We start from the raw sequence: 19,632 nt of genomic DNA on the forward strand, positions 1-19,632 counted from the left end.
TGGCAAGGCGTGTGGGAGCGACGACCTCTTCTTCCCGAAGCAGCCTGGGCGGGGGCGCTGGCTTGAGCCAGTGCGGCGCTCACCTGCGTTGATGGTCCGCAGAGGTAAGCAGTTGTCCGCCGCTGTTCGTCGGCGTTGTCACGTAGCGAGTCACTCACCCAGCGTGCGGGTTCAACGCCCTTCAGCTGAGTTATCCGGGCTTAGACATGGCTGTACCCGTTTCGCAGACAAACGGCGGTGACCTGGGGGCGTCGCCTCGGAGCCCTGTCATGAACGGTCGCACCAAAGACAGCCGAGCTCGCAACCAGCATCTCCGGTCTCTCGGCCGGTGGCCATTCGTCAGCCCATCCTTCGTCGCCTCAGCAGGGGGACGAGCTTCTGCCCTCCCGCTACGCCGACGAGGTGGACAGCTCCTCGCACGGCTCTGATCTGGGAAGACGTACTCACTCGGCCGATTGTCAGACCCTTCCTCGATACTGGAGAAAGCTTCAGAGGAGATAGCTGGAGGGAGCAAGTTGATGACCAGAAGGATCATCGGCTCGGCGTCCCGAGCCAGGAATTCGGTTCAGGCGCCGAGACAGCGTCAACTCTCGTAAACTGGATGGATGCTGAAGCGAAAGCTTGTCTTCTACCGCTGGTCGTCTGTGGCGGGGCGGACTGTCTTCGACCCTCCCGCTGTAGCTCAGCGTCTAGCCCAAGAAATTGCGGCTGACAGCTCCTCACAACTGGTGGAGAAGGACGGGGTGATCACAGCCGTAGAAGTAGTTGAGCCAGGAGGCGGCAGGGACCCCGCCAAGTTCCGCGTGCTGGCACTCAGGGGGGAGGAAGATCGACCGTTCAAATGGGATCCAGACGGTTCGATCGGCCCGATCTCATTGTTGGCCAACGAGTATCCGGCCGACGCCACACACATCTCGATCTGGCCTGACGGATACTGCGCTCACGATATGGGTAGGTATTCGCCGAGGCTTTCGCGTCTTGCGTTCTTCTTGCGGCAGCGACTGCGAGAGTATGTGCAGTTCGACCCTCTGTACGATGAAGAGGCATTTCGCAGGCTCAAGGAGATGGAAGGGCAGTTCCGATCCTTTGAGCTCGCGATGACCAAACCTGAGTACGCAACGCGAGGTAGGGGGACGTTTGGGAACTTGTGGCCAGCGGTGGTAGGAGAGGAGCTGCCGTCTGTGCGAGTAAGTCTCGGCATGGGCCGCTATGGGCCTAAGGATCGGTACATCGACCAGCACATCGAAGAAGAACTATTGGAGCTTGCGGCTCAGGCAAGTGACCTACTCACTGGAATGGTTGTGAGGGGGAGGAGCAAGAGGACCAACCGGGTTGAAGAGGTCAACTTGCTCACAGATCGACTGAGCGCAGAGGTCGAGTTGCCCCAAAGGGCTGACATTCCATCAGCGCCGCGCGTGGAGTCCGTGTTCTTCGAGCTTGAGCAGGCATATAAGGACTTCAAGAACCGAGGGGTGTTTGAGACGACCTCGACAGCGGAGTTGATGCGGAAGGGGTGACGCGGAGGCGTGAGGGGGCAGCGTGTCTAATCTGGCAGGAAAAGTAAATCGCAATTGGTGGACCTTCCCCGTAGTGGCATTCGTTGGGGCGGTGGCGTTATTATCCCTGGCCTCCGCGTTCGGTGGGCCGTATCTTCTCGCCGCTTTGAAGCCGGAGTTGCGGAAGGACATCTATTCCTCATTGACCGGTTCTTCTAGCGGACTGCTCGGGTTCGCCCTGGCTGCGGTGGCAATCCTCGCTGCCTTTGCTCCTAAGATTGACATGCAAGGCAGGAATCGCCACAAGGAGCAAGCATTAGCGGATGCGCGCAGCGACATTGCGAAATGCTTGCTTGTGACGAGCCTATTTCTCATGGTAGTCCTTGTCACGTCTACGGTTGGTATTGGAGTGGACGTGAGTCGGGAGGGAAGCCCTGTACTTTCAGTAATTATTTCTGCAGCTGGCTTCGCGAGCCTTATCGGACTGCTCATTTCGGGACTTGGGGTCACGCTTTCGATCTTGGAGCGCAATTCCCTCTGACGGTGAGAGAGGGGAATCCGAGGTCGGTGGAGCGGCTTTGGGCTGGAGCTGCTTTGGCGCGAGTGATCATGGCCCCGTAAGCTCCAACGCGTCGTGCAGTCCGTGGACCTGCCCGCTCAAGCACGACGTGGGGCCATGATCTTCGAGGCTCGCGCCAAAGTGGCTGCCTAAAGCCGTAGAGCTGACCGCCCCAGCCACGGCGTGTCCCTTCTCTGACATCAGGCGGCTGATCGCCGCCATGTACCCGGGCCGAGCGCGGTGAGCGGAGCGAGCCGCCGCCTTGATGAAGTAGAGAAAGTTTGAACCGGACGTCGCGTCAGAGCGCGTACGAGAGCTCCAAGTCGTCCCCTGGGAGGTGGAACTCCTCCAGGGCGAGTGGCCTGCCCCCGGTCCCCAGGGGACCCGCAGGATGTGGAGCATCGGTACCCGTTGGGGAGGCGGAGTGCCTTTGTCTGGTCGGGGAGGGGCATCCGTGTGCGCAGGTACTCCGGGAAGTGGAGTTCGTGGCCCAGGTCGGAGAGCGCCGTGTAGAGCTCCGGTGCCGGAGACGGGGCCTCCTCCTCGTACTTCGTGTCGATGAGCACCGAGAATGGCATGTACGTACGGTGGAGTTGGCGGAGGCGGCCGTGGTCTGCGACCTGGAGCGCGTCGTACGTGAACATCGGCTCGCCGGGCGGGATCTGGAGAAGGTCCGCCAGCGCGAGGGGGGCGTCCGTGCGCGTCGCCACCGGCTCCCCCGCGTTGGTCCAGCGGATGCCATCCGCTTCCACGTAGCGGCCGTTCGCGTCGCGGCGCACGCCGCGCGGGCGCGTGAAGCTGGGGCGGTTGTGCGGGGAGCGGACGAACATCCCGCGGCCCATCATCACTTCGACGAGTCCGGCCGCCTGTAGCTCCGCGATGCCCTGTCCGTGGACGTTCTTCTCAAGATCTACGCCAAGTGCATCGACGGCCAGGAGCAGGAGATGAACAGCCGGATCATGGAAGGGCTCGGGGAGGTCGGATAGCCAACGATCAACCCGGCCCGGAGGAACATCTCGACCACGTCAGCCCCGGAGAATTCCGGGGCTTTCGTCGTGCTCGGACGCGTGCGCGCGGCACCCCAGAAAGCTGTCTCTGAGCTGCGCCGACACCCTCCAACATCATCACGCTATTACAACGTGATCACTGTCATGCAGCCGCATTCGGCGGCATCTACCCGCACACGCAAGAAGACCCCGCACCCAGCAACGTGGCTGGTGGCGGGGTCTTAGGCACCTGCTAAGAGGTGCCCCCGGCAGGATTCGAACCTGCGCACACGGCTCCGGAGGCCGTTGCTCTATCCCCTGAGCTACGGGGGCGTCCGCCGCGCTTGGCGGCGACGGGTAGAACCCTACCAGCTCCCGTGGGGTGGCTGTGAACAGGTATTTCCCGTGGTGGGCGGGGGCTGGGTCCCCCGCAGGGGGCGGAAGTGGGGAAAACCCGGACGCGGCGGTGGTCGCGGACCTAACCTCGAAGGGTGCCAGGCGCGTCCGGCCGGGTGCTTGTTGTCGACGACAACAAGGTCATCCGGCAGCTGATCAGGGTCAACCTCGAGCTGGAGGGCTTCGAGGTCGTGACCGCGGCTGATGGTGCCGAGTGTCTGGAAGTGGTCCATCGGGTCTGTCCTGATGTCATCACCCTGGACGTCGTGATGCCCCGGCTCGACGGGCTGCGTACCGCCACCCGGCTGCGGGCGGACCCCCGTACGCGTCATCTGCCGCTCGCCATCATCAGCGCCTGTACGCAGTACGAGGTCGAGACCGGGCTCGCGTCCGGCGTGGACGCGTTCCTGGCCAAGCCCTTCGAGCCCGCCGAGCTGGTCAAGGTCGTACGGCAGCTGATGCACCGGGAGGCCCCGCCGTCCGCCGACGGCAACAGGCAACCCGGACGCGCCGGCCGGGCCGCCGGCACCTCCCGCGGATGAGAGCCCCCTAGCCCCAGGTGTCTGGGCGCCTGTGTTCCCGAGCGCCCGGGACCTCGCTCGGGTGGCTCCGGGGACCTGCGCCCTCTGGGGCCCGGCCCCCGCCCCCCGGAGGCCACCCCGGCCCGCACCCCCAGCGCGCGGCCCGCGACTCCCAGCCCCGAGCACCCCCGGCCCCCCCCGCACGCCCCCGGCACCCCCCGCCCCCACACCCCCCGCCCCCGGCCGGCCACCCCCCCGCCCACATCCCGAAACCGATTACCCGCCCCACCCCCCCTCTCCCATACGCTGGTCCCGTGACCCCCGCAGAGCTCTCCCGTACCGTCGTGCGCGCCGTGCGCAGCGTCGTCGATGAGGGTGTGCTCGCTGTGGACGTGCCCCGGGATGTCAAGGTCGAGCGGCCCCGGCCGGGGGGTGGCGGGGACTACGCCAGTGCCGTCGCCCTCAAGCTCGCCGCCGCCTCCGGGCTCGCCCCCCGTACCGTCGCCGAGGCCCTGCGCGGACGGCTCGCCGGGGCGCCCGGGCTCGCGCGCGTCGACATCACCGGGCCCGGGTTCCTCAACTTCACCCTGGACACGTCAACGGATCGGGCCGAGCTGGTCCGCCAGGTCCTCGCCCTCGGGCCGCGCTACGGGTACGGCGACGCCCTCGCCGGGCAGCACCTCTCCTTCGCGCCCGTCGACGAGCCGCGCGCCCTCGCCGTCACCTCCGCCGCCGTCGCGCTGCTGCGCTCGCAGGGGGCCGCCGCCGAGATCGGGCCGTACGGGAGTGAGCGGGTGCCTGTGCTGCCCGATCCCCGGAACGCCGCCCCCCTGGCCGAGCTGGTCGGGGCGGACGCCGCCCGCTGGGCCCATCTGCGCGCCGCCGCCCACGACCGGCCCGCCCCCGCCGCCGAGCTCCTCGCCCAGCGCGAGAGCAATCCGTACTTCCGCGTGCGGTACGCCCACACCCGCGCCCGCGCCCTCACCCGCAACGCCCACGCCCTCGGCTTCACCAGCGCCCCCGGCGACCTCGACCTCCCGCGCGACGCCGCCGGACGCCCTCCCGCGAGCACCCCCGCCGCCCTCCGCCCGCACCAGAACGACACCACCCCCGCCCCCCTCCTCCCCCTCCTCGCCGACCACCCCGCCGCCCTCCTGCGTGCCGCCGAGCTCCGGGCGCCCGACCGGGTTGCCCGGCAGCTCGAAGCGGTCGCCGACGCTCTGCTCGGCTTCCAGCACCTCGTGCTGCCGCTCGGGGACGAGAAACCCTCGGCCGCCCACCGTGCCCGGCTCGCGCTCGCCGAAGCCGCCGGGGTGGTGCTCGCCGGTGGCCTGTCCCTGTTCGGTATCGACGCCCCTGAATTCCTGTGAACTCGTGCGCGCCCCGAGAGCCGTACGAGTCGTGAGAGTTGTGAGAGTGACCGCATGAGCCGTTCCGCACATCCCGCCGGGCCCCGGCACGCCGACGTCCTGCCCGAGGGGCATTACTCCGCGCCGCCCGCCGACCTCAACTCCCTCGACCCCAAGGTCTGGTCGCAGACCGTCGGGCGCGACGACGACGGGGTCGTCCACGTCGGCGGGCTCGATGTCGCCGCGCTCGCCGAGGAGTTCGGCACGCCCGCGTACTTCCTCGACGAGAGCGACTTCCGTGCCCGCTGCCGCGCCTGGGCCGACGCCTTCGGCAAGGACGCCGACGTGTTCTACGCGGGGAAGGCCTTCCTCTCGCGTGCCGTCGTGCGGTGGCTGCACGAGGAGGGGCTCAACCTCGACGTCTGCTCCGGCATCGAGCTCGCCACCGCCCTCTCGGCCGGAATGCCCGCCGAGCGCATCGCCTTCCACGGAAACAACAAGTCGGAGGAGGAGATCCGGCGGGCCGTCGACGTCGGGGTCGGGCGCATCGTGCTCGACTCCTTCCAGGAGATCGTCCGCGTCGCCCACATCGCCCAGAGCCTCGGCAGGCGCCAGCGCGTCCAGATCCGGGTGACGGTCGGCGTGGAGGCGCACACCCACGAGTTCATCGCCACCGCCCACGAGGACCAGAAGTTCGGCATCGCCCTCGCCGGGGGGCAGGCCGCCGAGGCCGTCCGGCGGGCGCTGAAGCTCGACGGGCTCGAACTCATCGGGATCCACTCCCACATCGGGTCGCAGATCTTCGACATGGCCGGGTTCGAGGTCTCCGCCCGGCGGGTCGTCCAGCTCCTCGCCGAGGTGCGGGACGAGCACGGTGTCGAGCTGCCCGAGATCGACCTCGGCGGCGGCCTCGGCATCGCGTACACCTCCGACGACGACCCCAGCGAGCCCCACGAGATCGCCAAGGCCCTCCACGACATCGTCACCCGCGAGTGCGAGGCCGCCGGGCTGCGCACACCGCGCATCTCCGTGGAGCCGGGGCGCGCGATCGTCGGGCCCAGCGCGTTCACGCTGTACGAGGTCGGGACGATCAAGCCGCTGGAGGGGCTGCGGACGTACGTGAGCGTCGACGGGGGGATGTCCGACAACATCCGGACCGCCCTGTACGACGCGGAGTACTCCGTCGCGCTCGTCTCGCGCACCTCGGACGCGGAGCCGATGCTGGTACGGGTCGTGGGCAAGCACTGCGAAAGCGGCGACATCGTCGTCCGGGACGCCTTCCTGCCCGCCGACCTGGCGCCCGGCGACCTCATCGCGGTGCCGGCCACCGGGGCGTACTGCCGTTCCATGGCCAGCAACTACAACCACGCCCCACGCCCGCCGGTGGTGGCGGTCCGCGACGGCGAGGCGCGCGTCATCGTCCGGCGCGAGACCGAGGAAGATCTCCTGCGGCTCGACGTCGGATGAGGAACAAATGAAGAGAACGATGAATACATAGTGGAATATGTGTCTCAGGATCCGGACGGACGGCGGAAACCCCCGTCCGGTGAGTGAGACTGGTCGGCATTCACGCGGGTAGAGGGAAACGAGGTCGGATGATGCGTACGCGTCCGCTGAAGGTGGCGCTGCTGGGCTGTGGAGTGGTCGGCTCAGAGGTGGCGCGCATCATGACGACGCACGCCGACGACCTCACGGCGCGCATCGGCGCGCCCGTGGAGCTCGCCGGTGTCGCCGTACGCCGGCCCTCGAAGGTGCGCGAGGGCATCGACCCCGCCCTCGTCACCACCGACGCCACCGCCCTCGTCAAACGCGGCGACATCGACGTGGTGGTCGAGGTGATCGGCGGCATCGAGCCCGCCCGCACCCTCATCACCACCGCCTTCGCGCACGGCGCCTCCGTCGTCTCCGCCAACAAGGCGCTGCTCGCGCAGGACGGGGCCGCGCTGCACGCCGCCGCCGTCGAGCACGGGCGGGACCTCTACTACGAGGCCGCCGTCGCCGGCGCCATTCCGCTCATCCGGCCGCTGCGCGAGTCGCTCGCCGGTGACAAGGTCAACCGGGTGCTCGGCATCGTCAACGGCACGACCAACTTCATCCTCGACAAGATGGACTCGACGGGGGCCGGCTACCAGGAGGCCCTCGACGAGGCCACCGCCCTCGGGTACGCCGAGGCCGACCCCACCGCCGACGTGGAGGGCTTCGACGCCGCCGCCAAGGCCGCCATCCTCGCCGGGATCGCCTTCCACACCCGCGTCCGCCTCGACGACGTGTACCGCGAGGGCATGACCGAGGTGACCGCAGCCGACTTCGCCTCCGCCAAGGAGATGGGCTGCACCATCAAGCTGCTGGCCATCTGCGAGCGCGCCGCCGACGGCGGGTCCGTCACCGCGCGCGTCCACCCGGCGATGATCCCGCTCGACCATCCGCTGGCCTCCGTGCGCGGCGCGTACAACGCCGTCTTCGTCGAGGCCGAGGCCGCCGGACAGCTGATGTTCTACGGGCCCGGCGCGGGCGGCGCGCCCACCGCGTCGGCCGTCCTGGGCGACCTGGTCGCGGTCTGCCGCAACAAGCTCGCGGAGTCCACCGGGCCCGGTGAGTCGGCGTACACCCAGCTGCCCGTGAGCCCCATGGGCGACGTGGTGACGCGCTATCACATCAGCCTGGACGTGGCCGACAAGCCCGGTGTGCTCGCCCAGGTGGCCACCGTCTTCGCCGAGCACGGGGTCAGCATCGACACCGTGCGCCAGCAGAGCCGGCAGGACGGGGTCGGCGAGGCCTCCCTCGTCGTCGTCACCCACCGCGCGGCCGACGCGGCCCTCACCGGGACCGTGGACGTCCTGCGCGAGCTGGACACCGTGCGCGGTGTCGCCAGCATCATGCGTGTGGAAGGGGAGTAACGAGCAATGACCCACCAGTGGCGCGGAATCATCGAGGAGTACCGGGACCGTCTCCCGGTCTCCGCTACGACCCCGGTCGTCACCCTCCGCGAGGGCGGCACCCCGCTCGTGCCCGCGCAGGTGCTCTCCGAGCGCACCGGCTGCGAGGTCCACCTCAAGGTCGAGGGCGCCAACCCCACCGGGTCCTTCAAGGACCGCGGGATGACAATGGCGATCACCCGGGCCAAGGAGGAGGGAGCGCGGGCCGTCATCTGCGCCTCCACCGGCAACACCTCGGCCTCGGCCGCCGCCTACGCGGTACGGGCCGGGATGGTCTGCGCCGTCCTGGTGCCGCAGGGCAAGATCGCGCTCGGCAAGATGGGCCAGGCGCTGGTCCACGGGGCGAAGATCCTCCAGGTGGACGGGAACTTCGACGACTGCCTCACGCTGGCGCGCGGCCTCTCCGACAACTACCCGGTGGCGCTGGTCAATTCGGTCAACCCGGTCCGTATCGAGGGCCAGAAGACGGCCGCGTTCGAGATCGTGGACATGCTCGGCGACGCGCCCGACATCCACGTCCTGCCGGTCGGCAACGCCGGCAACATCACGGCGTACTGGCGCGGGTACCGGGAGTACGCGGCGGACGGGCCCGCCGGCCGCACCCCGCGCATGTGGGGTTTCCAGGCCTCCGGTTCGGCGCCGATCGTGCGCGGTGAGGTGGTCAAGGACCCGTCGACGATCGCCACCGCGATCCGCATCGGCAACCCCGCGTCCTGGCAGTTCGCGGAGGCCGCGCGCGACGAATCGGGCGGTCTCATCGACGAGGTGACGGACCGTGAGATCCTGCGGGCCTACCGGCTGCTCGCCGCCCAGGAGGGCGTCTTCGTGGAGCCCGCGTCGGCCGCCTCGGTCGCGGGGCTGCTGAAGGCCGCCGAGCAGGGGCTGGTGGACCCGGGTCAGAGGATCGTCTGCACGGTCACCGGCAACGGGCTCAAGGACCCGGACTGGGCCGTCGCGGGTGCTCCGCAGCCGGTCACGGTGCCGGTGGACGCGGCGGTCGCGGCCGAGCGGCTCGGTCTGGCCTAGGCAAACACGTACAACCTCGGGTAACTCGGCACGTAGGGGCGCAGGGGGCTCGCGACACGCATCGTGCGCCTCCTGTGCGCCCTATGTCGCCACTGAACCTTCCTTCGATAGGCTGTACCCAACCCACCCCGCCGCATATGCCGCGGTGCAGTTGCCCCTGTGGCCGTCGGGTTCCTGGGTACCTCTTCGAAAATCCCGCAGCAGTCTCACAAGGAGAGTCATCAGAGCGATGGCCGGTCCCGCATTCCGCGCCGCCGCCGTACGGGTGCGCGTCCCCGCCACCAGTGCCAACCTCGGCCCGGGCTTCGACTCCCTGGGCCTGTCACTGGGGCTCTACGACGACGTGGTGGTCCGCGTCGCCGACTCCGGCCTGCACATCGACATCGCGGGCGAGGGCGCGGACACGCTGCCCCGCGACGAGAGCCACCTCCTCGTACGGTCGCTGCGCACCGCCTTCGACCTCCTCGGCGGACAGCCGCGCGGGCTGGAGGTCGTCTGCGCCAACCGCATCCCGCACGGCCGGGGCCTGGGCTCCTCGTCGGCCGCCATCTGCGCCGGGATCGTCGCCGCGCGCGCGGTGACCATAGGCGGCGACGCCCGGCTCGACGACGCCGCGCTGCTGGAGCTGGCCACCGAGATCGAGGGCCACCCCGACAACGTCGCGGCCTGTCTGCTCGGCGGGTTCACGCTCTCCTGGATGGAGGGGGGAGCGGCGCGCGCCATCAGGATGGACCCCGCGGACTCCGTCGTTCCGGTGGTCTTCGTGCCCGGCAGGCCGGTGCTGACGGAGACCGCGCGCGGGCTGCTGCCGCGCACCGTCCCGCACGGGGACGCGGCGGCCAACGCCGGACGGGCGGCCCTGCTCGTGGAGGCGCTGACCAGGCGCCCCGAGCTGCTGCTCCCGGCCACCGAGGACCGGCTCCACCAGGACTACCGGGCACCGGCCATGCCCGAGAGCGTGGCGCTGGTCAACCGGCTGCGCGCGGACGGGGTCCCCGCGGTCATCTCCGGCGCGGGACCCACGGTCCTGGCGCTGGTCGAGGACGGTGCGGCCGACAAGGTCGCACGGCTGGCGGGCGACGGGTGGGCCGCGAACCGGCTCCGCCTCGACGCCTCGGGCGCGAGTGTTCTGCCGCTGGGGTCCTAGGCCATCGGGGTCCGGGACCGACCGGCGGGGACGCGCGGCTTGCCGGTGAACGAGAGGGGGAATGTTTGTTGGATCCGGTAGTGTTAACCTCAAGTCTGCATCGGTCGTCATTGTGGCGCGGTGCTTCGTGTCCCCTTCAGGGACCGCCTTTCTTCCGGGAGCCTCCCAAACCGCCTGCGCAGCCTGCATGAGCAGTTTCCGAGCACGCTCCGGAACCGGCACGACACCCCCCGCTTTTCCTCAGGGGGCCGAGTAGGGGAACTCGGGCCGGAACCCACGCACGTTTACCTCTCCGCCGGTACCCGGCGGACCACCGCCCCGGCACGGTCAGTGACCCCAGGTCACGGGCCATGTCCGGACAGCACAACCGGTCGCCGAGCCAGACAGGCCGACGTCCGCTCCAGGGAAGGACCCTTCGTGAGCGACACCACCGATCTGATGGGCGTGACAGCCGACACTTCTGTCGACGACGCCGCGCCCGCCGCAGGTGCTGCCTCTGGCACCACCGCACGGCGCCGCCGCTCCGGCACCGGCCTCGACGGCATGGTCCTGGCCGAGCTGCAGCAGGTCGCGTCCGGCCTCGGCATCAGGGGCACCGCGCGGATGCGCAAGAGCCAGCTGATCGAGGTCATCAAGGAGGCGCAGGCCGGTTCCGGCTCCGCCGCCCCGGCCAAGGGCGCCGACGCGGCCGAGAGCAAGCCCAAGCGCCGCGCCACCTCCAAGGCCCGTACGGGTGACGAGGCCGACGGCAAGCCCGCCGCCCAGCAGCAGATCGAGATCCCCGGCCAGCCCGCCGGGGACGCCCCCCAGGCCGAGCGGGGCCGCGAGACCGCGGGAGACGAGCAGCCCACGGGCGAGCGCCGCCGCCGGCGTGCCACCGCGGCCGCCGGCTCCCCGGAGTCCGCCGCCGAGCCGCAGACCGCCAAGGCCGAGGCCAAGGCGGACACCCGCGCCGAGCAGAAGACGGACGCCCAGCCCGACGCCAAGGCCACCGAGGCCGTGGACGGCGCCGAGGGCCGGCGCGAGCGCCGCGACCGCGGTGAGCGCGGCGACCGCCAGGGCCGCCAGCGCGACCGTGAGCGGGGCGAGCGCGGCGACCGTGGCGAGCGGGGCGACCGCGGTGACCGCGGTGGTGACCGCCGCGGCAAGGGCGACGACCAGCAGGGCCAGGGCGGCCAGCGCCAGCAGCGCCAGGGCAACCAGGGCCAGCAGAACAACGGCCCCCAGGACGACTTCGACGACGAGGGCCGCCGCGGCCGCCGGGGCCGCTACCGCGACCGCCGGGGCCGTCGTGGCGGGCGCGAGGAGTTCGGCGCCGAGCCGCAGGTCAACGACGACGATGTGCTGATCCCCGTCGCGGGCATCCTGGACATCCTCGACAACTACGCCTTCATCCGGACCTCCGGCTACCTGCCGGGCCCGAACGACGTGTACGTCTCGCTCGCCCAGGTCCGCAAGAACGGCCTGCGCAAGGGTGACCACGTCACCGGCGCCGTGCGCCAGCCCAAGGACGGCGAGCGCCGCGAGAAGTTCAACGCGCTGGTCCGCCTGGACTCCGCCAACGGCATGGCGGCCGACTCCGGCCGAGGCCGTCCCGAGTTCAACAAGCTCACCCCGCTCTACCCGCAGGACCGGCTCCGTCTGGAGACCGACCCGGGCATCCTGACCACGCGGATCATCGACCTCGTGTCGCCGATCGGCAAGGGCCAGCGCGGTCTGATCGTGGCCCCGCCGAAGACCGGCAAGACCATGATCATGCAGGCGGTCGCCAACGCGATCACCCACAACAACCCCGAGTGCCACCTGATGGTCGTCCTGGTCGACGAGCGTCCGGAAGAGGTCACCGACATGCAGCGGTCGGTCAAGGGCGAGGTCATCTCCTCGACCTTCGACCGTCCGGCCGAGGACCACACCACGGTCGCCGAGCTCGCCATCGAGCGCGCCAAGCGCCTCGTGGAGCTCGGCCACGACGTGGTCGTGCTGCTCGACTCGATCACCCGTCTGGGCCGTGCGTACAACCTGGCGGCCCCGGCCTCCGGCCGCATCCTGTCCGGTGGTGTCGACTCGACGGCGCTCTACCCGCCCAAGCGCTTCTTCGGCGCCGCGCGCAACATCGAGGACGGCGGCTCGCTGACCATCCTCGCCACCGCGCTCGTGGAGACCGGCTCGCGCATGGACGAGGTGATCTTCGAGGAGTTCAAGGGCACCGGCAACATGGAGCTCAAGCTCGACCGCAAGCTCGCCGACAAGCGCATCTTCCCGGCGGTGGACGTGGACGCGTCCGGCACCCGCAAGGAAGAGATCCTGCTCGGCAGCGACGAGCTCGCGGTCGTCTGGAAGCTGCGCCGGGTGCTGCACGCGCTCGACCAGCAGCAGGCGATCGAGCTGCTCCTGGACAAGATGAAGCAGACGAAGTCGAACGCCGAGTTCCTGCTCCAGATCCAGAAGACCACCCCGGGCAACGGCAACGACTGACGTCCCCGCCGCGACCTGCGGATACGCCCTCGGCACCTCGGTGCCGGGGGCGTTTTCGCGTATCCGGGGCGCCGAGAGCTTCGCCACAGCAGCCGGGCGTTCTCAAGAGGTTCTTAGAACCCTGTGCAACCCTTCGTGGTGCTTCTCCGTCTGACAAGTGTCGACAAACCGTGCCTGGCAGACACGGCGGGGGGTATCCGGAGCAGCGACGAGGACTGAGGAGACCATGGCCGACCAGAGTGAGAGCGGCAGCGCCCGAATATCCGGCGGTGGCCGCGGCCGGCGCCGTAAGCGCCCGGCCCCGCGCCGCCGTGCGCTGACGATCGCGGCCTGGTCCGCGGCGGGTGTGATCATGGTCGGCGGGGCCGGTGTCGGCTACGTCTACTTCAAGCTCAACGGCAACATCAAGGGCGTCGACATCAACGCCCAGCTCGGCACCGACCGCCCCCAGGACGTCGACAACGGGTCCATGGACATCCTCGTCCTCGGCTCCGACTCCCGGGCCGGTGCCAACAAGCAGTACGGCCGGGACGAGGGCGGCGCCCGCTCCGACACCGCGATGGTCGTCCACGTCTACGAGGGCCACAAGACGGCCAGTGTCGTCTCCATCCCCCGCGACACCCTCATCACGCGGCCCTCCTGCGCCACCACGGACGGCAAGGACGACCCCGGCGGCAAGCGCCAGATGTTCAACACGGCGTACGAGGTCGGCGGGCCGGCCTGCGCCGTCAAGACCGTCGAGCAGATGTCCGGCATCCGTATGGACCACTACATCGAGGTCGACTTCACCGGCTTCAAGAAGCTCATCGACGAGCTCGGCGGGGTGCCCGTCACCACCGCGAAGCCCATCAAGGACAGCAAGAGCCATCTCGACCTCCCGCCCGGCCGGCACACCCTCGACGGCGAGCAGGCGCTCGGCCTGGTGCGCACCCGGCACGGCGTGGGCGACGGCTCCGACCTCGGCCGCATCCAGCTCCAGCAGGCCTTCATCAAGGCCCTGATCGAGCGCGTCAAGGGCGTCGGCGTCTTCACCAGCCCCACCAAGCTCTACGGGCTCGCGGACGCCGCCACCAAGGCCATCACCACCGACTCCGACCTGAACTCGATCAACAAGCTGATCGGCTTCGGCAGCGGGCTCAAGGGCCTGGGCTCCGACGACGTCCACATGATCACGCTGCCGGTGATGTACGACCCGGCCGACCCCAACCGCGTCCTGCCGCAGGAGGCCCACGCCAAGGAGGTCTGGGACGCGCTGCTGCGGGACCAGCCCGTCCCGGCCTCCGCGACCCGGGACTCCGCGGGTGACAAGGGTGATGTCGGCGGCGTGGTCAAAACCGGCTGACCTGCACTTTCGTCCGGCCGGGCGGGGCGTGGAATAGATCGGGCCGCACCCCGGTTTTGGGAGATGTGCCCAGTCCTGGCAGACTGGTACGTCGGCCCCGGTTCACGTGCGCGCATTCCCGCGCGGACGACCCGGTGCCCTCCATGAACATAGGAGACACCCTTGAAGCGCGACATTCACCCCGAGTACGTCGAGACGCAGGTCAGCTGCACCTGTGGCGCGTCGTTCACCACCCGTAGCACCCTGGCCGAGGGCACCATCCGTGCCGAGGTCTGCTCCGAGTGCCACCCGTTCTACACGGGCAAGCAGAAGATCCTCGACACCGGTGGCCGCGTGGCCCGCTTCGAGGCCCGCTTCGGCAAGGCTGCTGCCGCCAAGAAGTAGCGAGCCACTGCGCCGGTCTTCGGCCGCCCCCGACGGGGCGGCTGGGACCGGCGTTTTGCCGTTGCCCGCAGCCCCTTTTCACGTACACCCAGGAGCCCCCGATGTTCGAGGCGGTCGAGGAACTGATCGGCGAGCACGCCGATCTCGAGAAGAAGCTCGCCGACCCTTCGGTCCACGCCGACCAGGCGAACGCGCGCAAGCTCAACAAGCGCTACGCCGAACTGACGCCGATCGTCGGGACCTACCGCTCCTGGAAGCAGGCGGGCGAGGACATCGAGACGGCCAAGGAGTTCGCGGTCGACGACCCCGACTTCGCGGCCGAGGTCAAGGAGCTGGAGAAGCAGCGCGAGGAGCTGACGGAGAGGCTGCGCCTGCTCCTCGTCCCGCGCGACCCCAGCGACGACAAGGACGTCCTGCTGGAGATCAAGGCGGGCGCGGGCGGCGACGAGTCGGCCCTGTTCGCCGGCGACCTGCTGCGGATGTACCTGCGCTACGCCGAGCGCGTCGGCTGGAAGACCGAGATCATCGACGCCACCGAGTCCGAGCTGGGCGGCTACAAGGACGTCCAGGTCGCGGTGAAGACCAAGGGCGGCAACGGCGCCACCGAGCCCGGCCAGGGCGTCTGGGCGCGGCTGAAGTACGAGGGCGGGGTGCACCGCGTGCAGCGCGTGCCCGCCACGGAGTCGCAGGGCCGCATCCACACCTCCGCCGCCGGCGTGCTCGTCACGCCCGAGGCCGAGGAGGTCGATGTCGAGATCAACATGAACGACCTGCGCATCGACGTGTACCGCTCCTCCGGTCCCGGCGGCCAGTCCGTCAACACCACCGACTCGGCCGTGCGCATCACGCACCTGCCGACCGGTGTCGTCGCCTCCTGCCAGAACGAGAAGAGCCAGCTCCAGAACAAGGAGCAGGCCATGCGCATCCTGCGCTCGCGGCTGCTGGCCGCGGCCCAGGAGAAGGCCGAGGCCGAGGCCGCCGACGCCCGGCGCAGCCAGGTGCGTACCGTGGACCGCTCCGAGAAGATCCGCACCTACAACTACCCGGAGAACCGCATCTCGGACCACCGGGTCGGCTTCAAGGCGTACAACTTGGACCAGGTACTCGACGGCGACCTGGACGCGATGATCCAGGCGTGCGTCGACGCCGACTCCGCCGCCAAGCTCGCCGCGGCGAGCTGACACCCGTAAGACACCCGGTACTTCCCCCGCCGCCACCACCGGGCGGGGGAGGCCCATTGCAGCCCGGAGGACCAGCGTGCCGCAACATTCTGGGGGGCGAACCCCAGGCCCCCGCAGTGTGCTGCTCGCGGAGGTGGCCCAGGCCACCCAGCGGCTGGCCGACGCCGGCGTGCCCTCGCCGCGCTTCGACGCGGAGGAGCTCGCCGCGCACATCCACGGCGTGAAGCGGGGCGAGCTGCACCTGGTCAAGGACGCCGACTTCGACGCCCGCTACTGGGAGGCCATCGCCCGCCGCGAGGCGCGCGAGCCGCTCCAGCACATCACCGGGCGGGCGTTCTTCCGCTATCTGGAGCTCCAGGTCGGCCCCGGCGTCTTCGTACCGCGCCCCGAGACCGAGTCGGTCGTCGGCTGGGCCATAGACGCCGTGCGGGCCATGGACGTGGTCGAGCCGCTCATCGTCGACCTGTGCACCGGCTCCGGCGCGATCGCGCTGGCCATGGCCCAGGAGGTGCCCCGCTCGCGGGTGCACGCCGTGGAGCTCTCCGAGGACGCCCTCACCTGGACCCGCAAGAACGTCGAGGGCTCGCGCGTCGTGCTGCACCAGGGCGACGCCCTGACCGCGCTGCCCGAGCTCGACGGCCAGGTCGACCTGGTCATCTCCAACCCGCCGTACATCCCGCTCACCGAGTGGGAGTACGTCGCCCCCGAGGCCCGCGACCACGACCCCGAGCTCGCCCTCTTCTCCGGCGAGGACGGCCTCGACACGATCCGGGGCATCGAGCGCACCGCCCACCGGCTGCTGCGGCCCGGTGGCCTCGTCGTCGTCGAGCACGCCGACACCCAGGGCGGCCAGGTGCCGTGGATCTTCAACGAGGAGGCCGGCTGGGCGGACGCGGCCGACCACCCCGACCTGAACAACCGCCCGCGCTTCGCCACGGCCCGCAAGGCGATGCCGTGACCGCCCTCATCCCCTACCGCTTCATGACCGCGTACGTGTACGAGGAGGCCCGTTAGATGGCTCGGCGATACGACTGCAACGACGCGACCGACCGCACGACCGGTCTGCGCGAGGCCGCCTCCGCGGTGCGCCGCGGCGAACTCGTCGTCCTGCCGACGGACACCGTCTACGGCATCGGCGCCGACGCCTTCAGCGGCGAGGCCGTCGCCTCCCTGCTGGACGCCAAGGGCCGCGGGCGCAACATGCCCACCCCCGTCCTGATCGGCTCCCCGAACACGCTGCACGGGCTGGTGACGGACTTCTCCGAGCAGGCGTGGGAGCTCGTCGACGCGTTCTGGCCGGGCGCCCTGACGATCGTCGCCAAGCACCAGCCCTCCCTCCAGTGGGACCTCGGCGACACCCGGGGCACGGTCGCCATCCGGATGCCGCTGCACCCGGTCGCCATCGAGCTGCTCACCGAGGTCGGCCCGATGGCCGTCTCCTCCGCCAACCTCACCGGGCACCCCTCGCCCGAGGACTGCGACGCCGCGCAGGAGATGCTGGGCGACTCCGTCTCGGTGTACCTGGACGGCGGCCCCACCCCGGGCATCGTCCCGTCGTCGATCGTCGACGTCACGGGGAAGGTGCCGGTGCTGCTGCGCGCGGGCGCGCTCGACGCCGACGAGCTGCGCAAGGTGGTACCCGACCTCGAGGTGGCGAATTGACAGCCCCGGAGACGGGGCGTGGCATAGGCACCGGGCTCACCGGCACCACTTTCCGCATCCTCCACGTCAGCACCGGCAACGTGTGCCGCTCGCCCATCACCGAGCGGCTGACCCGGCATGCCCTGTACGACCGCCTCGGCGACCCGTACACCGGCGGCCTGATCGTGGAGAGCGCGGGCACCTGGGGCCACGAGGGCGCCCCGATGGAGGCCAACGCGGCGGCCGTCCTCGCGGACTTCGGCGCGGACGCCTCCGGCTTCACGGGGCGCGAGCTCCTGGACGAGCACGTCATCACCGCGGACCTGGTCCTCACCGCCACCCGCGACCACCGCGCCCAGGTCATCTCCATGGGCCATTCGGCGGGGCTGCGCACCTTCACGCTGAAGGAGTTCACCCGGCTGGTGCGCGCCATCGACCCCACGACCCTGCCGGACCCCGACGAGGCCGGCATGGTCGAGCGCGCCCGCGCCCTGGTCCGCGCGGCCGCGGCCCTGCGCGGCTGGCTGCTGGCGCCGAGCGCGGAGGCGGACGAGGTCAACGACCCCTACGGCGCCCCCATCACGTTCTTCCGCTCGATCGGGGACGAGATCAACACGGCCCTGGAGCCGGTGGTGACGGCGCTGACGGGCGTGGCCGCGCCGCACTGAAGGCCGTGCCGCACTGAGCACCCCGCGCCGAGCGCGCCGGCCGCGCCACCGGCACTGACGGGAATCCGCCGGGCGCCGCGGGGCGCGTCGGCCTACATTGGATCTGACGCCTCACAACCACCCCCTGTCAGGCCCGGAGACCCCGATGACGGTCACCACCGCAGCCGTGTCCGCCGCCCGCGCAGCCGCCCCCGAGGGGGCGCTCGACGCCCTGCGGCGGCAGGACCCCGAGATCGCCGACGTGCTGCTCGGCGAGACACGGCGGCAGGCCACCTCGCTCCAGTTCATCGCCGCCGAGAACTTCACCTCGCCCGCGGTCCTCGCCGCCCTCGGCTCCCCGCTGAGCAACAAGTACGCCGAGGGCTACCCCGGCGCCCGCCACCACGGCGGCTGCGAGCTCGTCGACGTGGCCGAGCGGATCGCCGTGGACCGGGCCAGAGCGCTCTTCGGGGCCGAGCACGCCAACGTACAGCCGCACTCCGGCTCCTCCGCGGTCCTGGCGGCCTACGCGGCGCTCCTGCGCCCGGGTGACACCGTCCTCGCCATGGGCCTCCCGTACGGGGGACACCTCACCCACGGCTCGCCCGCCAACTTCTCCGGCCGGTGGTTCGACTTCGCGGGCTACGGCGTCGACGCGGAGACCGGCCTCATCGACTACGACGAGGTCGCCGCCCTCGCCGAGCGCCGCCGTCCCAAGGCGATCGTCTGCGGCTCGATCTGCTACCCGCGCCACCCCGACTACGCGGCGTTCCGCGAGATCGCGGACTCGGTGGGCGCCTATCTCATCGCGGACGCGGCGCACCCCATGGGCCTGGTGGCCGGGGGAGCGGCGCCCAGCCCCGTCCCGTACGCGGACGTGGTGTGCGCGACCACCCACAAGGTGCTGCGCGGGCCGCGCGGCGGGATGCTGCTGTGCGGCGCGGAGCTGGCGTCCCGGATCGACCGGGCGGTCTTCCCCTTCACCCAGGGCGGCGCCCAGATGCACACCATCGCCGCCAAGGCGGTCGCGTTCGGGGAGGCGGCGGCGCCCGCGTTCACGGGGTACGCCCATCAGGTGGTCGCCAACGCCCGCGTCCTCGCGGCCGGGCTCGCCGACGAGGGGTTCTCCGTGGTCACCGGCGGCACCGAAACCCACATCATCCTGGCCGACCCGGGACCCCTGGGGCTGGACGGACGGGCCGCCAGGGGCCGTCTGGCGGGCGCGGGCATCGTCCTGGACGCCTGCGCCCTGCCGTACGACGGGGCGCGCGGCATCCGGCTCGGCACGGCCGCGGTGACCACCCAGGGGATGGGCGAGGCGGAGATGGCCAGGCTCGCGGTGCTCTTCTCCGCGGCGCTGCGCGAGGACGGCGGCGCGGACGGCGACGGCCTCGCCTGGGTGCGGGCCGAAGTGCGGGAGCTGGCGGGGAGATTTCCCCCCTATCCGCACTAGAGGGGGTCGTCTGCAACCATCTCGTGTACCCGCGTGTCCTCAACCACGTAAGCGCGAAGCTAGTGTGTGGGGCTGAGATGGCCAGCGATACCT

The 19,632-nt window shown here is 70.4% G+C and carries 16 protein-coding genes and 1 tRNA gene; 16 read left to right on the forward strand and 1 reads right to left on the reverse strand.

Annotation, left to right across the window (positions count from 1 at the left end):
* Positions 1-605 precede the first annotated feature (605 nt).
* Positions 606-1,517 carry a hypothetical protein gene (locus tag ABZ404_RS07265; RefSeq protein ID WP_358833862.1) on the forward strand — a complete coding sequence of 304 codons (912 nt, stop codon included), beginning with the start codon at positions 606-608 and terminating at the stop codon, positions 1,515-1,517.
* Between the two features lie 22 nt (positions 1,518-1,539).
* On the forward strand, positions 1,540-2,037 hold the full coding sequence (locus tag ABZ404_RS07270; protein WP_358833861.1) for a hypothetical protein: 498 nt from the start codon (positions 1,540-1,542) through the stop codon (positions 2,035-2,037).
* Positions 2,038-3,302: 1,265 nt separating this feature from the next.
* Here the strand turns inward: ABZ404_RS07270 and ABZ404_RS07275 are convergent.
* Positions 3,303-3,374 (reverse strand) — tRNA-Arg (locus tag ABZ404_RS07275).
* A 158-nt stretch (positions 3,375-3,532) separates the two neighbouring features.
* Here ABZ404_RS07275 and ABZ404_RS07280 point away from each other — a divergent pair.
* The 14 genes from ABZ404_RS07280 (at position 3,533) to glyA (ending at position 19,539) form a co-directional block, all read left to right on the forward strand.
* Entirely contained in the window at positions 3,533-3,979 is a 447-nt protein-coding gene (locus ABZ404_RS07280; protein ID WP_358833860.1) for a response regulator, read from the forward strand.
* A 293-nt stretch (positions 3,980-4,272) separates the two neighbouring features.
* Complete coding sequence (nrtL, locus tag ABZ404_RS07285) at positions 4,273-5,328, forward strand: ArgS-related anticodon-binding protein NrtL (RefSeq protein WP_358990223.1); 1,056 nt, start codon at positions 4,273-4,275, stop codon at positions 5,326-5,328.
* Positions 5,329-5,382: 54 nt separating this feature from the next.
* Positions 5,383-6,774, forward strand: a complete 1,392-nt coding sequence (lysA, locus tag ABZ404_RS07290; RefSeq protein WP_358835852.1) for a diaminopimelate decarboxylase — start codon at positions 5,383-5,385, stop codon at positions 6,772-6,774.
* Positions 6,775-6,902: 128 nt separating this feature from the next.
* Entirely contained in the window at positions 6,903-8,204 is a 1,302-nt protein-coding gene (locus tag ABZ404_RS07295; RefSeq protein WP_358835851.1) for a homoserine dehydrogenase, read from the forward strand.
* A 6-nt stretch (positions 8,205-8,210) separates the two neighbouring features.
* Positions 8,211-9,269, forward strand: coding sequence for a threonine synthase (thrC, locus tag ABZ404_RS07300; RefSeq protein ID WP_358835850.1), 1,059 nt, complete (start codon positions 8,211-8,213; stop codon positions 9,267-9,269).
* Positions 9,270-9,498: 229 nt separating this feature from the next.
* Complete coding sequence (thrB, locus tag ABZ404_RS07305; protein WP_358835849.1) at positions 9,499-10,416, forward strand: homoserine kinase; 918 nt, start codon at positions 9,499-9,501, stop codon at positions 10,414-10,416.
* Between the two features lie 417 nt (positions 10,417-10,833).
* Positions 10,834-12,891, forward strand: coding sequence for a transcription termination factor Rho (rho, locus tag ABZ404_RS07310; RefSeq protein WP_358835848.1), 2,058 nt, complete (start codon positions 10,834-10,836; stop codon positions 12,889-12,891).
* A 226-nt stretch (positions 12,892-13,117) separates the two neighbouring features.
* Positions 13,118-14,233: an LCP family protein gene (locus tag ABZ404_RS07315; RefSeq protein ID WP_358835847.1), complete on the forward strand. Its 1,116-nt coding sequence runs from the start codon at positions 13,118-13,120 to the stop codon at positions 14,231-14,233.
* Between the two features lie 162 nt (positions 14,234-14,395).
* The gene (rpmE, locus tag ABZ404_RS07320; RefSeq protein ID WP_101390144.1) at positions 14,396-14,617 is read left to right on the forward strand and encodes a 50S ribosomal protein L31; all 222 of its coding nucleotides are present in this window, start codon (positions 14,396-14,398) and stop codon (positions 14,615-14,617) included.
* A 101-nt stretch (positions 14,618-14,718) separates the two neighbouring features.
* Positions 14,719-15,798 (forward strand): peptide chain release factor 1, encoded by a 1,080-nt coding sequence (gene prfA, locus ABZ404_RS07325; RefSeq protein ID WP_358835846.1) that lies wholly within the window; start codon positions 14,719-14,721, stop codon positions 15,796-15,798.
* 76 nt (positions 15,799-15,874) lie between these two features.
* Positions 15,875-16,756 (forward strand): peptide chain release factor N(5)-glutamine methyltransferase, encoded by an 882-nt coding sequence (gene prmC / locus ABZ404_RS07330; protein ID WP_358835845.1) that lies wholly within the window; start codon positions 15,875-15,877, stop codon positions 16,754-16,756.
* Positions 16,757-16,812: 56 nt separating this feature from the next.
* A complete protein-coding gene (locus tag ABZ404_RS07335) occupies positions 16,813-17,460 on the forward strand; it encodes an L-threonylcarbamoyladenylate synthase (RefSeq protein WP_358835844.1) in 648 nt (215 codons plus the stop codon).
* Positions 17,457-18,107: a protein-tyrosine-phosphatase gene (locus ABZ404_RS07340; RefSeq protein ID WP_358990226.1), complete on the forward strand. Its 651-nt coding sequence runs from the start codon at positions 17,457-17,459 to the stop codon at positions 18,105-18,107. Before ABZ404_RS07335 ends, ABZ404_RS07340 begins: the two co-directional genes overlap by 4 nt.
* 145 nt (positions 18,108-18,252) lie before the next feature.
* Positions 18,253-19,539, forward strand: coding sequence for a serine hydroxymethyltransferase (gene glyA / locus ABZ404_RS07345; protein ID WP_358833305.1), 1,287 nt, complete (start codon positions 18,253-18,255; stop codon positions 19,537-19,539).
* Positions 19,540-19,632: the final 93 nt, after the last annotated feature.

The organism is Streptomyces sp. NPDC005878 (genome assembly GCF_040629815.1).
In the GTDB taxonomy this organism is placed as follows: domain Bacteria; phylum Actinomycetota; class Actinomycetes; order Streptomycetales; family Streptomycetaceae; genus Streptomyces.

Coding starts and splice junctions, on each gene's coding strand:
- ABZ404_RS07265 (WP_358833862.1), top strand. CDS start 606: ATGCTGAAGCGAAAGCTTGTCTTCTACCGCTGGTCGTCTGTGGCGGGG.
- lysA (WP_358835852.1), top strand. CDS start 5,383: ATGAGCCGTTCCGCACATCCCGCCGGGCCCCGGCACGCCGACGTCCTG.
- ABZ404_RS07295 (WP_358835851.1), top strand. CDS start 6,903: ATGATGCGTACGCGTCCGCTGAAGGTGGCGCTGCTGGGCTGTGGAGTG.
- thrC (WP_358835850.1), top strand. CDS start 8,211: ATGACCCACCAGTGGCGCGGAATCATCGAGGAGTACCGGGACCGTCTC.
- thrB (WP_358835849.1), top strand. CDS start 9,499: ATGGCCGGTCCCGCATTCCGCGCCGCCGCCGTACGGGTGCGCGTCCCC.
- ABZ404_RS07315 (WP_358835847.1), top strand. CDS start 13,118: ATGGCCGACCAGAGTGAGAGCGGCAGCGCCCGAATATCCGGCGGTGGC.
- prfA (WP_358835846.1), top strand. CDS start 14,719: ATGTTCGAGGCGGTCGAGGAACTGATCGGCGAGCACGCCGATCTCGAG.
- ABZ404_RS07335 (WP_358835844.1), top strand. CDS start 16,813: ATGGCTCGGCGATACGACTGCAACGACGCGACCGACCGCACGACCGGT.
- glyA (WP_358833305.1), top strand. CDS start 18,253: ATGACGGTCACCACCGCAGCCGTGTCCGCCGCCCGCGCAGCCGCCCCC.